The sequence below is a fragment of the Actinomadura geliboluensis genome (assembly GCF_043197915.1).
Classification (GTDB): domain Bacteria; phylum Actinomycetota; class Actinomycetes; order Streptosporangiales; family Streptosporangiaceae; genus Spirillospora; species Spirillospora geliboluensis.
The window spans coordinates 429415-441571 of sequence record NZ_JBICUA010000003.1 but is presented as its reverse complement, the minus strand read 5'-3'; the positions used below and the strand labels follow the sequence as shown (position 1 = coordinate 441571).

At 74.8% G+C, this 12157-nt stretch carries 11 protein-coding genes; 8 read left to right on the top strand and 3 right to left on the bottom strand.

Going from position 1 to position 12157, the window contains the following annotated elements; translation table 11 throughout:
- Positions 1 to 59 precede the first annotated feature (59 nt).
- The 3 genes from ACGFI1_RS12475 to ACGFI1_RS12465 all read left to right on the top strand — a co-directional run bounded on the left by ACGFI1_RS12475 (position 60) and on the right by ACGFI1_RS12465 (position 2908).
- Positions 60 to 671, top strand: a complete 612-nt coding sequence (locus ACGFI1_RS12475; protein WP_301176715.1) for a malonic semialdehyde reductase — start codon at positions 60 to 62, stop codon at positions 669 to 671.
- Positions 672 to 744: 73 nt separating this feature from the next.
- Positions 745 to 1986, top strand: a complete 1242-nt coding sequence (locus ACGFI1_RS12470) for a multidrug effflux MFS transporter (protein WP_392734155.1) — start codon at positions 745 to 747, stop codon at positions 1984 to 1986.
- A gap of 19 nt (positions 1987 to 2005) precedes the next feature.
- Positions 2006 to 2908, top strand: a complete 903-nt coding sequence (locus ACGFI1_RS12465) for an LLM class flavin-dependent oxidoreductase (protein ID WP_387070593.1) — start codon at positions 2006 to 2008, stop codon at positions 2906 to 2908.
- 13 nt (positions 2909 to 2921) lie between these two features.
- Here ACGFI1_RS12465 and ACGFI1_RS12460 read toward each other — a convergent pair whose 3' ends face one another.
- Positions 2922 to 3482, bottom strand: coding sequence for a TetR/AcrR family transcriptional regulator (locus ACGFI1_RS12460; protein ID WP_420884767.1), 561 nt, complete (start codon positions 3480 to 3482; stop codon positions 2922 to 2924).
- Positions 3483 to 3694: 212 nt separating this feature from the next.
- Here ACGFI1_RS12460 and ACGFI1_RS12455 point away from each other — a divergent pair, with 212 nt between their 5' ends.
- From ACGFI1_RS12455 to ACGFI1_RS12440, 4 genes are all read left to right on the top strand, one after another.
- Positions 3695 to 4675 carry a phosphotriesterase family protein gene (locus tag ACGFI1_RS12455; protein WP_386869719.1) on the top strand — a complete coding sequence of 327 codons (981 nt, stop codon included), beginning with the start codon at positions 3695 to 3697 and terminating at the stop codon, positions 4673 to 4675.
- An 89-nt stretch (positions 4676 to 4764) separates the two neighbouring features.
- A complete protein-coding gene (locus tag ACGFI1_RS12450; RefSeq protein WP_392785094.1) occupies positions 4765 to 5850 on the top strand; it encodes a S1C family serine protease in 1086 nt (361 codons plus the stop codon).
- Positions 5851 to 5906: 56 nt separating this feature from the next.
- Positions 5907 to 8183 (top strand): FdhF/YdeP family oxidoreductase, encoded by a 2277-nt coding sequence (locus ACGFI1_RS12445; RefSeq protein WP_392785092.1) that lies wholly within the window; start codon positions 5907 to 5909, stop codon positions 8181 to 8183.
- 67 nt (positions 8184 to 8250) lie between these two features.
- A complete protein-coding gene (locus ACGFI1_RS12440; protein WP_301176709.1) occupies positions 8251 to 8901 on the top strand; it encodes a DUF1707 SHOCT-like domain-containing protein in 651 nt (216 codons plus the stop codon).
- Positions 8902 to 8934: 33 nt separating this feature from the next.
- Here the strand turns inward: ACGFI1_RS12440 and ACGFI1_RS12435 are convergent, their stop codons facing one another.
- The gene (locus ACGFI1_RS12435; protein ID WP_301176708.1) at positions 8935 to 9636 is read right to left on the bottom strand and encodes a TetR/AcrR family transcriptional regulator; all 702 of its coding nucleotides are present in this window, start codon (positions 9634 to 9636) and stop codon (positions 8935 to 8937) included.
- Between the two features lie 121 nt (positions 9637 to 9757).
- On the opposite strand from ACGFI1_RS12435, the gene ACGFI1_RS12430 reads away from it, so the two are divergent.
- Complete coding sequence (locus tag ACGFI1_RS12430; RefSeq protein WP_301176707.1) at positions 9758 to 10771, top strand: alcohol dehydrogenase catalytic domain-containing protein; 1014 nt, start codon at positions 9758 to 9760, stop codon at positions 10769 to 10771.
- Here ACGFI1_RS12430 and ACGFI1_RS12425 read toward each other — a convergent pair.
- Positions 10758 to 12155: an amidase gene (locus ACGFI1_RS12425; RefSeq protein ID WP_301176706.1), complete on the bottom strand. Its 1398-nt coding sequence runs from the start codon at positions 12153 to 12155 to the stop codon at positions 10758 to 10760. The genes ACGFI1_RS12430 and ACGFI1_RS12425 overlap by 14 nt on opposite strands.
- Between the last annotated feature and the right edge of the window lie 2 nt (positions 12156 to 12157).

Here is a 12157-nt window from a genome sequence, read left to right as displayed (position 1 = left end):
AACGGACCGTCATCGGCTTGACGCCTGTCGGAACCCTTCCCCGCTCCGAGAGGCACTCCATGACGACACCCGCGCCCGAGGCGCTGCTCGCCCTCGACACCGCCGCCCAGGACCTGCTGTTCCGCGAGGCCCGCACCGCGAACACCTTCAGCACCGAGCCCGTCGGCGACGACCAGCTTCGCGCCGTCTACGACCTGGTCAAGTGGGCGCCGACGGCGATGAACATGCAGCCGCTGCGGATCGTCGCGGTGCGCAGCCCGCAGGGCAAGGAGCGGCTCGCCCCGCTGATGAGCGAGGGGAACCGCGCGAAGACCGTCGCCGCGCCGCTGACGCTGATCGCCGCCGCCGACGAGGACTTCCACGAGCACCTGCCGGTCACGTTCCCGCACCGGGAGGGCGCCCGCGAGGCGATGGCGGGCAACCCGAAGCGGCCCGAGCTGGCCCGGTTCAACGCCACCCTCCAGCTCGGCTACCTGATCCTCGGCATCCGCGCCGCGGGGCTCGCCGCCGGGCCCATGACGGGGTTCGACGCGGACGCCGTCGAGAAGGAGTTCTTCCCGCAGGGCGACGTCCGGCCGATCGCCATGATCAACGTGGGCAGGCCGGGCCCGGACGCCTGGTTCGCCCGCAACCCCCGCCTCGACTACGAGAGCGTCGTCACCACCGTCTGAGCCCCCGGTCCCGGGTCCGCCCGGCCGCGCCCGTAACGCGGCCGGGCGGGCCCGCCCCCCAACGGAGCCCCCCATGACACGGACGGCCGGCCGGAGCGCCGACCCCCGCCCCGCCGGGCCGCCCGACCGGCGGCTGGTGCTGATCCTCCTGCTCGGCGCGCTGACGGCCGTCGCGCCGCTGTCGATCGACATGTACCTGCCGGCGCTGCCCGCGCTCACCGAGGACCTGTCGACCGGTGCGGTGCAGGCGCAGCTCACGCTCACCGCGTGCGTCGCCGGCCTCGCGGTCGGGCAGGCCGTCGCGGGGCCGCTGAGCGACGCGCTCGGACGGCGCCGGCCGCTGCTCGCGGGCCTCGCCGCCTACGCCGCCGCGTCGCTGCTGTGCGCGGCCGCGCCGACCGTGGAGACGCTCATCGCGCTGCGGCTGGTGCAGGGCGCCGCCGGGGCCGCCGGCATCGTGATCGCGCGGGCGGTCGTCCGGGACCTCTACGACGGGATCGCGGCGGCCAAGTTCTTCTCGGTGCTGATGCTGGTGAACGGGCTGGCGCCGATCCTCGCGCCGGTGCTCGGCGGGCAGCTGCTGCGGCTCGTCCCGTGGCCGGGCGTGTTCGCGGTGCTGGCCGGGGCGGGCGTGGCGCTGTTCCTCGGCTCGCTCGCCGGGCTGGAGGAGACCCTGCCGCCGGAGCGGCGCCAGACGGGCGGGGTGCGCGCGACGGCGCGGACGTTCGGCGCGCTGCTGCGCGACCGCGCGTTCGCCGGGTACGCGCTCACGATCGGGCTGGCGTTCGCGGCGATGTTCACCTACATCTCCGGGTCTCCGTTCGTGCTGCAGGGCGTCTACGGGATGTCGCCGCAGGCGTTCGGACTGGCGTTCGGCGCGAACTCGCTCGGGATCGTGGCCGCCGGGCAGCTCGGCGGCGCGCTCGCGGGGCGGGTCGCGCTGCGGCTGCTGCTGGCCGCCGGGCTCGCGGTCGTCGCCGCGGGCGGGATCGGCCTGCTCGCCGCGGTCCTCGGGGGCGCGGGCCTGCCCGGGGTGCTGCCCGCGCTGTTCCTGGTCGCGGCGGGGCAGGGGCTGGTCCTGCCGAACGCGACCGCGCTGGCGCTGTGGGGGCGGCCGCCGCGGGTCGCCGGGAGCGCCTCGGCGCTGCTCGGCGTGACGCAGTTCGCGCTGGGCGGCGCCGCCGCGCCGCTCGCCGGGATCGCCGGGCCGGACACCGCCGTCCCGATGGCGGTGTCGATCGCCGTGCTGGCGGTGCTCGCCGCGGCGGTCACCGCCGGCGCGACCCGGCCACCGAAGGTTGCGTCACAGAACTGACTCGGCGTAGGTTCGACGGGTGATCGTCCGCATCGGCATGGCCCCGGCAGCGTCCACCCTCACCCCCGACGCGCTGGGCGCGCTCGCACTCGGCCTCGAACGCGAGGGCTTCGACTCCCTGTGGGTCTCCGAGCGCGTCACCGGCCCCGCCCTGGACCCCGTCGTGACCCTCGCCTACGCGGCGGCGCTGACGTCCCGGATCAAGTTCGGCACCGCCGTCATGACGCTGCCGGGCCGCTCCCCCGCCGTGCTCGCCAAGGAGCTGGCCTCGCTGGACGTCCTGTCCGGCGGGCGGCTGCTGCCCGCGTTCGGGCTGGGCCAGCGGCACGCGGGCGAGCAGCAGGCGTTCGGCGTCCGCCGGGAGGAGCGCGCCGCGATCTTCGAGGAGGCGCTGCCGCTGCTGCGCCGGTTCTGGGCCGAGGACGAGGTCACCCACGACGGCCCCCGGTTCCGCTACGACGCGCTGCGCGTCCGGCCGAAGCCCGCCGCGCGGGGGTTCGACGTGTGGATGGGCGGGACGTCCGAGCCGGAGCTGCGCCGCACCGGGCGGCTGTCGGACGGGTGGCTCGCCGCGTTCACCACCCCGGCGGAGGGCGAGCGCGGGCGGCGGGCCGTCCAGGAGGCGGCGGCCGGGGCCGGCCGCGAGATCGAGGAGGAGCACTTCGGCGCGGTCGTGCCCTACCGGCGCGGGCCGCTGCCGCCCGAGGCGGAGGCCCGGCTGGCGCGGGTGCGCCGGATCAGCGGACCCGCCCCGCTGGACGACGTGGTGCCCGACCTCGACGGCCTGGCGGCCCATCTGGAGCGGCTCGTCGGCGCGGGGCTGTCGAAGTTCGTCCTGGCACCGCTGGCGCCGCCCGCGGACTGGGACGCCGAACTCGCCGACGTCCGCGACGCCGCCCTGCACCTGCAGACCAGGCGCTAGGCCGGACCAGGCGCTACGCGGACGGCGGCGCCACCAGGGCGGCGAGGACGAAGCCGGCGACCTCCTCGGCCAGCAGCTCCGCGCTCTTCGGGCCGTCCGGGCGGTACCAGGCGGGCATCTGGTTCACCATGCCGAGCGCGACGATCGTCACGGTCTCGGCGGGCGTGGCGTCGCTGAACACGCCGCCGCGCTGGCCCTGCTCGATCAGGCCGCGAAACGTCTCGTGGTAGCGGCGGCGGTCCGCGCGCAGGGCGCGCATCCGGGCGTCGTCCAGCCGGTCCTTCTCGCGGGCGAACACCTTCGCCTCGTCGATGTGCTCGGCGGTGCTGCGGATCAGCCCGGTCAGCACCCCGCGGACGGCCTCGCGCGGCGGCAGCCCGCGGGCGAGGACGGCGTCGAGGTCGCCGAGCTGGCGGGCGATCAGCGAGTGGTAGATCTCGTAGAGCAGATCGTCCTTGGAGTCGAAGTAGTGGTAGAGCGCGCCCTTGGTGACCTCGGCCGCCTCGACGATGCCCTGGACCGACGTCCCGTCGAAGCCGCGCTCGGCGAACAGCCGGAGCGCGGCGTCCAGGATCCGGCGCTCGACCGCGCTCCGCCGCGCGGGCGCGGCCGGCTCCGGTGCCTGTTCCGTGTCCGGCCGCTGCTGTGTACCCGTCACCGGGGGGCACCTCCTTCGGAGCGGGGCATTGACGCGGGCGCGTCCCGCGTCTTAGCTTGCCAGAAACCGACCGGTCGGTATGCGCCCCGGCGGCCCGGTGGCGCGCAGGCCCAGCGTAGGGAGAGCCGATGCCCGCAGTAGAGACCGTCCGCGGCCCCGTCGACGTCACCGGCCTGGGACGCACGCTCATGCACGAGCACGTCTTCGTCCTCGGCACCGAGAACGTCGAGAACTACGGCGCGGGCGACTGGTGGGACGAGGAGGAGAAGGTCGCCGACGCGGCCGCCAAGCTCAGGGAACTGGTGGAGCGCGGCATCCGCACGATCGCCGACCCGACCGTCTGGGGGCTCGGCCGCTACATCCCGCGCATCCAGCGGATCGCCGAGCTCGTCCCCGACCTCAACATCATCGTCGCGACGGGCATCTACACCTACCACGACATCCCGTTCCAGTTCCTGCACCGGGGCCCCGGCACGATGGTGGACGACGGCCCCGACCCGATGATCGCCGACTTCACCCGGGACCTGACCGAGGGCATCGCCGGGACGGGCGTCAAGGCCGCGTTCCTCAAGTGCGCCGTGGACTCCCCCGGCCTGACCTCGGGGGTCGAGCGCATCCTGCGGGCTGTCGCCGCGACGCACCGGGAGACCGGCGCGCCGATCACCGTCCACACCGAGAGCTCGATCCACGCGGGCCGCAAGGTCGTCGACGTCCTGCGCAAGGAGGGCGTGGACCTCACCAAGGTCGTCATCGGGCACGCGGGCGACAGCAACGACCTCGACTACCTGATGGAGCTGGCCGACACCGGCGCGATCCTCGGCATGGACCGGTTCGGCCTCGACATCATCAACCCGACCGAGAACCGGGTCGCCACCGTCGCGGCGCTGTGCGGGCAGGGGTACGCCGACCGGATCGTGCTCAGCCACGACGCGAGCTGCTTCATCGACTGGTTCGGCCCCGACCCGGCGACCGTCCCGGCGATGCAGCCGAACTGGAACTACCGGCACATCAGCGACGACGTCCTGCCCGCGCTGCGCGCCGCGGGCGTCACCGAGGCCCAGCTCGACCAGATGCTGACCGGCAACCCGCGGCGCTACTTCACCCGCTGACCGGCGGCCCGGAGCCACCTCCTCCACTTTTCGGACTATTTCCCCGGTATCGGGAATCATTGGAGGAATCTGCGGGAGGAGGCACCGAGGTGAGCGAAGACCCCCTGCGTCGCGGCGTCCGCGCCGCGGTTCCGATGCTCCTGGTCGCGCTCCTGGCCCTGCTCGCGCCGGGCTGCCGGGTGATGGAGAACGGCGCGCCCGAGGACGCCCCGGCGCCCGTCACGACCGCGGCGGCCAAGCCGTCCAAGCCCAGCGGACGGCGGCCCGGCGTGGTCAACATCGAGACCGAGCAGGAGCTGAACGGCACCCGCGCCGCCGGGACCGGCATCGTGCTCACCGCGGCCGGCCTCGTGCTGACCAACAACCACGTGATCCGGGGCGCCACCGCGATCCGGGGCACCGACACCGACAACCGCCGCACCTACCCGGCCGAGGTCGTCGGCTACGACCGGGCCGGCGACATCGCGGTGATCCGGCTGGCCGGCGCGTCCCGGCTGAAGACCGCCGCGTTCGGCTCCGCGGCCGGGGTGGACATCGGCGACGTCGTCACCGCCGTCGGCAACGCGGGCGGCAAGGGCGGCAACCCCAGCGTGGTCACCGGCAAGATCACCGGGCTGGAGCAGTCCGTCACCGCCCGCGACGACACCAACGGCACCTCCGAGCGGCTCACCGGGCTGATCGAGACCAACGCGCCGATCAAGCCGGGCGACTCCGGCGGCCCCCTGCTCGACACCCGCGGCAAGGTCATCGGCGTCAACACCGCCGCGTCCGCGGGCCTGTCGACGCGGGGCGCCACGCCCGCGAAGGAGCACCGGGGCTACGCGATCCCGTCCGACCGGGCGCTGGAGATCGCCCGGCGGATCCAGCGCGGCGAGGCGTCCTCGACCGTGCACATCGGGCGGACGGCCATGCTCGGCGTCAAGGTCCGCTCCAACGGCCGCTCCCCCGGCGCGCTCGTCGCCGAGGTCGTGCCCGGCACCCCCGCCGAGGCGGCCGGCATCCCGGTCGGCGCCGCCATCGTCGCCTTCGGCGGCGAGGCCGTGGACTCCCCGTCCGCGCTCACCTCCCTGATGCTCGGCCGCCACCCGGGCGACAGCGTCCGCGTCGAGTGGACGACCAGGCAGGGCGCCCGCATGCAGGCCACGCTCCGGCTGGCGGAAGGGCCGCCCCAATAACGGCGCCCGCCGTGCGACAGTGGAGGCAGCCGCCTACCCCGAGGATGTGTTGCCCCATGACGCGCAAGGCGCCCGCCGACGACTTCGACGATTCGGGTCTCGACGTCACCAAGCCGAAGACGTGGGCGGCGGGCGTGCCCGGGGTGACGGCCGCGCTGCGCCAGTCCTACGCGCAGATGGGCGCCGCGCGGACGGCGCTGACGCTGCTGCGCGTCAACCAGAAGCAGGGGTTCGACTGCCCGGGCTGCGCGTGGCCGGAGGGCGACCACCGGCACATCGCCGAGTTCTGCGAGAACGGCGCGAAGGCCGTCGCGGAGGAGGCCACGACGCGCCGCGTCACCCGGGAGTTCTTCGCCCGGCACACCGTCGCGGAGCTGGCCGGGCGCTCCGACCACTGGCTCGGGCAGCAGGGCCGGCTCACCGAGCCGATGGTGAAGCGCGCCGGGTCCGCGCACTACGAGCCCATCGGGTGGGACGAGGCGATCGGGCTGCTGGCGTCCGAGCTGACCGCCCTCGGCTCCCCGGACGAGGCCGTCTTCTACACCTCGGGCCGCACCAGCAACGAGGCCGCGTTCGCCTACCAGCTGTTCGCCCGCGCGTTCGGCACCAACAACATGCCGGACTGCAGCAACATGTGCCACGAGTCGTCCGGGTCCGCGCTGAGCGAGACCATCGGCATCGGCAAGGGCTCGGTCCTCCTCGAAGACCTCTACCAGGCCGACCTCATCTTCGTCGTCGGCCAGAACCCGGGGACCAACCACCCCCGGATGCTGTCGGCGCTGGAGAAGGCCAAGAAGGAGGGCGCCCGGATCGTCGCGGTGAACCCGCTGCCCGAGGCGGGGCTCATGCGGTTCAAGAACCCGCAGCGGCCGTCCGGCGTCACCGGGAAGGGCACGGTCCTCGCCGACCGGTTCCTGCAGATCCGGCTCAACGGCGACCTGGCGCTGTTCCAGGCGCTCAACCGGCTGCTCCTCGAATCGGACGCCCCCGGCGCCCTCGACGAGGAGTTCCTCGACGCCCACGCGCACGGCTTCGCGGCGTTCCGCGAGCACGTCCTCGCCCTCGACTGGGACGACGTCCTGGAGGCGACCGGCCTCACCCGCGGCGAGATCGCCGCGACGCTCGGCGACGTCCTCGCCGCGAAGAAGATCATCGTCTGCTGGGCGATGGGCCTCACCCAGCACCGCAACTCGGTGCCGACGATCCGGGAGATCGTCAACTTCCTGCTGCTGCGCGGCAACATCGGCCGCCCCGGCGCGGGCGTCTGCCCGGTGCGCGGCCACTCCAACGTGCAGGGCGACCGGACGATGGGCATCTGGGAGAAGCCGAAGCCCGCGTTCCTGGACGCCCTCGCCGCCGAGTTCGGCTTCGAGCCGCCGCGCGAGCACGGGCTGGACACCGTGGACGCGATCCGCGCCATGCGCGACGGCAGGGCCCGGCTGTTCCTCGGCATGGGCGGCAACTTCGTCCGCGCCACCCCCGACTCGGCGGTCACCGAGGCGGCGCTGCGCGGATGCCGGCTGACCGCGCAGGTGTCCACCAAGCTCAACCGGTCGCACGCGGTGACGGGCGAGCTGGCGCTGATCCTGCCGACGCTCGGCCGCACCGAGCTCGACGTGCAGGCGTCCGGGCCGCAGTTCGTGTCCGTCGAGGACTCGATGGGCATGGTCCACGCGTCCCGGGGGCGGCTGGCCCCGGCGTCCGAGCACCTGCTGTCGGAGGTCTCGATCGTGTGCCGCCTCGCGAGGGCCGCGCTCCCCGGCTCCGCCATCGGCTGGGACGCCATGGAGCGCGACTACGACGTGATCCGCGACCACGTCTCCCGCGTCGTCCCCGGCTTCGCCGACTACAACGCCCGCGTCCGGGAGCCGGGCGGCTTCACCCTCCCGCACGCGCCCCGCGACGAGCGGCGGTTCCCCACCGCGACCGGCAAGGCCAACCTGACGGTCAACGAGCTGGAGGTGCTGCGGGTCCCCGAGGGGCGCCTCCTGCTGCAGACCGTCCGCAGCCACGACCAGTACAACACCACCATCTACGGCCTCGACGACCGCTACCGGGGCGTCAAGGCGGGACGCCGCGTCGTCTTCGTCAACCCGGCCGACCTGTCCGCCCTCGGCGTCCCCGACGGCGCGACGGTCGACCTCGTCTCCGAGTGGTCGGACGGCACCGAGCGCCGCGCCCCCGCCTTCCGCGTCATCTCCTACCCCACCGCCCGCGGCTGCGCCGCCGCCTACTTCCCGGAGACCAACGTCCTGGTGCCCCTCGACAGCACCGCCGAGGTCAGCAACACCCCCACCTCCAAGTCCGTCGTCGTCCGCCTCGAACCGGCGTGACGCCGTCGTGACGCGACCGTGCCGCGCGCGGGTCGCGGGGCGGGCGGGGGCGGTTTAGGCTGCGGGCATGACGAACCTGCCCGAGCAGTCCGGGATGCCCGGAGCGCCGGAGATGCGGGCCGGTGACGCCGATCGGGAGCGGGTCGCGCAGGTGCTGCGCGACGCGGCCGGCGACGGGCGCCTCACCCTGGCCGAACTGGACGAGCGGCTCGACGCGGTGTACGCGGCGAAGACCTACGGGGAGCTGGCGCCGCTCACCCGCGACCTGCCGGCGGCGGGGACGTCCGCGCCGGCGGTCCCGCTGGGCGGGGCCGACTGGCGGCCGGTGGAGAGCGCGCCGTCCTGGAAGATCGGCATCGGCGTGATGAGCGGGTTCCTGCGCTCGGGCGTGTGGAACGTGCCCCGCAAGTTCACCGCGTTCGCGTTCTGGGGCGGCGGCAAGATCGACCTGCGCGAGGCCCGGTTCACCGAGGGGCAGGTGACGATCCGCGCCCTGGCGATCATGGGCGGCGTCGAGATCATCGCCCCGGACGACATCACCGTGCACGTCAAGGGCCTCGGGATCATGGGCGGGTTCGACCAGCGGGCGAGCGGCCCGGGCGTGCCGGGCTCGCCGACGGTCGTGGTGAAGGGGTTCGCGTTCTGGGGCGGCGTCGGCGTGAAGCGCCGCAAGCGCCGCAAGGACAAGCGGCGCGAGGAGCTCGACCAGGGCGAGTAGCCCTCGGCGCGCCGGCTTCAGCGGGCCCGGCCCTCAGCGCTCCCCGGCGGCGACGCGGTCGAGCCATTCGGCGAGCAGCGCCGCCTCGGTCGCGGTCAGCTCGGGCGGCGGGGCCGCCGCCAGCGCGGCGCGCAGCGCCACGGCGCGGGACGCGACCGCGCCGTCGCCCGGCGCCCCGTCCGGGACGGTGATCGCGGCCAGTACCGCCTCCCGGGTGCGGACGGACAGCTCCGCGTCGTCCGGCGGCTCCACGGCGCCGGAGACGAGCGCGAGCGTGACCCCCACCCCGGCGGCGTGGATCATCCGGACGGCGGTCGCGACGGGCACGCGCAGCCGCCCGGCGCGGGCGGCGGCCTCGACCAGGCCGGTCAGGATGCGCTCCGCCTCCGCCGCGACGGGCGGCGTGCGGGCCGTGCCGTACATCAGCGTGTAGAACGCGGGGTTGGTGCGGCCGAACTCGACGTGCAGGTCCCAGCCGCGGCGCAGGTCCTCGACGGGGTCGCCGGTGGACGGCTGGGCGCGCTTGCTCGCCAGGTACCGCTCGAACCCGTGCGCGGCGACGGCGTCGAACAGGCCGCGCTTGTCGCCGAAGTGGTGGTACAGGGTCGGCGCCCCGACCCCGGCGGCGGCGCACACGGCACGGGTCGAGACCGGTTCGCCGGCCGCGTCGGCGAGCAGCCCGGCGGCCGCGCGGACGATCCGGTCCCGCGTGTCGAGGTCCTTCTGCGCAGTCACAAAATCGATGTTACAGAAATTTTGGCAACACCGCTATACATCTGCTGTAGCGCGGTTATAGTCTCGACTGTATCGCTGATATGGCGGCCGGTCGCCGCCGCTACCGAGAGGGGATGCGCTCATGCGCAGCGCCGTTCTGCCCGCCGCAGGCAAGCCACTGGAGATCGTCGGACGCGAGGTGCCCGAGCCGGGCCCCGGCGAGATCCTCGTCCGGGTCACCGCGTGCGGGATGTGCTTCTCCGAGGTCAACCACCTGCGCGGCCACTACCCGTTCGGGACGTTCCCGACCGTCCCCGGGCACGAGATCAGCGGCGTCGTCGCCGCGCTCGGCGAGGGCGTCGACTGGCCCGCCGTCGGCACCCCCGTCGGGGCCGGCTGGATCCACGGCTCGTGCGGCCACTGCGACCAGTGTGTGCGCGGAGACCAGATCCTGTGCACCGGTGCGCCCAAGCGGATCACGGGCGTCAACACCGACGGCGGCTACGCCGAGTACTTCGTCGGCCGCGCCGGTTTCGTCACCCCGCTGCCGGACGGCCTGGACCCGGTCGCCGGCGCCCCGCTGATGTGCGCCGGGATCACCGCGTTCAACGGGCTCCGGCGCGCGGGCGCGGTCGCCGGGTCGCGGGTCGCCGTGCTCGGCACCGGCGGCGTCGGCACGATGGCGCTGCGGTTCGCCGCCGCGATGGGCGCCCGCGTCGCCGTGGTCTCCCGGTCGCGCCGCGCCGAGGAGGAGGCGCGCGGCTTCGGCGCCGAACTGTTCGTGCCGACCGCCGAGCAGGACCCGGCCGAGGCCCTGCGCGCCTGGGGCGGCGCGGACGTGGTGGTGAACACCGCCCCCGACACCGCGACCGGCCTCGCCGCGTTCGGCGGCCTGCGCCCCGACGGCACCCTGCTCTACCTGGGCATGGGCGCCGAGAACGTCAGCGTGCCACCGGCCGCCCTCGTGATGAACCGGCTGCGGGTCATGGGCGTGCCGTCCGGGTCGCCGCACGACCTGCGCGACACGCTCGACTTCGCGGTGGCGCACGGGATCGTCCCCGAGGTCACGCCGGTCCCGCTGGACGAGGCGCCGCGCGTGCTGGCCGCGATGGACGAGGGCGCCCACCACGGCCGCGCCGTCATCACCTTCGGTTGAACCGCCGCCAGGGGCGCGCCTTCTCGAAGGCGGCGCAGGCCGTCATGACCAGGCCGTCGGCGTGCCGCGCGCCGATCACCTGGAGGCCGATGGGCAGGCCGTCCGCGGTGAAGCCGCACGGCAGGCTCGCGGCCGGCTGCTGGGTCATGTTGAACGGGTAGGTGAACGGGGTCCAGCCCGTCCAGCGCGGGGACGGGGCGCCCGCCGGGGCCTCCCGGCCCGCCTCGAACGCGGCGATCGGCATCGTCGGGGTGAGCAGCAGGTCGTAGCGCTCGTGGAACAGGCCCATGATCCGGCCGAGCTCCATCCGGCGGGCGGTGGCGGTGAGGTACTCGACGGCCGAGTACCGCGCGCCCCGCTCGCAGATCTCCCGCAGGCCCGGGTCGAGCCGTGCCCGGTCCGCCGCGGACAGGTGCTCGACGACCTTCGCGGCGCCCGCGAACCAGAGCACCTCGAACTCGCCGACGGGGTCGCCGCCCATGCCCGGGTCGGCCTGCTCGACCTTCGCGCCCAGCTCGGTGAAGACCTCCGCGGCGGCCGCGACGGACGCGGCCACCTCCGGGTCGACCCGCGCGAAGCCGAGGTCGGGGCTGTAGGCGACGCGCAGGCCGGCCAGGTCGTCGGGGCCGCCGTCGGAGAACGGGACGTCCGGGGGCGGCAGCGCCGACCAGTCGCGGCAGTCGGGGCCGCACACCGCGTCCAGCAGCAGCGCGGCGTCGGCCACGGTGTTCGTCATCGGGCCGGTGTGCGCGAGCGTCCCGAACGGGCTCGCCGGGTAGTGCGGGATGCGGCCGTACGTCGGCTTGATGGTGAAGGTGCCGGTGAAGGAGGCGGGGATGCGCACCGAGCCGCCGCCGTCGGTGCCGAGCGCGAGCGGCGCCATGCCCGCGGCGACGGCCGCCGCCGCGCCGCCGCTCGACCCGCCCGGCGTGCGGGACGGGTCCCAGGGGTTGCGGGTGATGCCGGTGAGCGGGTTGTCGGTGACGCCCTTCCAGGCGAACTCCGGCGTGGTGGTCTTGCCGGCGAACACCGCGCCCTGCTCGCGCAGCCGCGCCACGGCCGGGGAGTCCTCGTCCCAGGGGCCCGCCGGGTCGATCGTCGTGGAACCGCGCAGCGTGGGCCAGCCGCGGGTGAGCAGGACGTCCTTGATGGAGACGGGCACGCCGTCGAGCGGGCCGAGCGTCGCGCCGCGCCGCCACCGGTCGGCGGCCGCCCGCGCCATGTCGAGCGTCGTCTCCTCGTCGACGAGGCAGTACGCGTTCAGCTTCGGGTCGTCCCGCGCGATCCGGGCGAGGACGGACTCGGCGGCCTCGACCGGGGAGAGCGTCCCGGCCCGGTACTCCGCCAGCAGTTCGGTCGCGGTCAGGTCGGCCGCGTCGGCCATGG

Excerpts from the sequence above, each read along its gene's own strand:
- ACGFI1_RS12475 (WP_301176715.1), top strand. The coding sequence starts at position 60 with ATGACGACACCCGCGCCCGAGGCGCTGCTCGCCCTCGACACCGCCGCC.
- ACGFI1_RS12470 (WP_392734155.1), top strand. The coding sequence starts at position 745 with ATGACACGGACGGCCGGCCGGAGCGCCGACCCCCGCCCCGCCGGGCCG.
- ACGFI1_RS12455 (WP_386869719.1), top strand. The coding sequence starts at position 3,695 with ATGCCCGCAGTAGAGACCGTCCGCGGCCCCGTCGACGTCACCGGCCTG.
- ACGFI1_RS12445 (WP_392785092.1), top strand. The coding sequence starts at position 5,907 with ATGACGCGCAAGGCGCCCGCCGACGACTTCGACGATTCGGGTCTCGAC.
- ACGFI1_RS12440 (WP_301176709.1), top strand. The coding sequence starts at position 8,251 with ATGACGAACCTGCCCGAGCAGTCCGGGATGCCCGGAGCGCCGGAGATG.
- ACGFI1_RS12430 (WP_301176707.1), top strand. The coding sequence starts at position 9,758 with ATGCGCAGCGCCGTTCTGCCCGCCGCAGGCAAGCCACTGGAGATCGTC.
- ACGFI1_RS12425 (WP_301176706.1), bottom strand. The coding sequence starts at position 12,155 with ATGGCCGACGCGGCCGACCTGACCGCGACCGAACTGCTGGCGGAGTAC.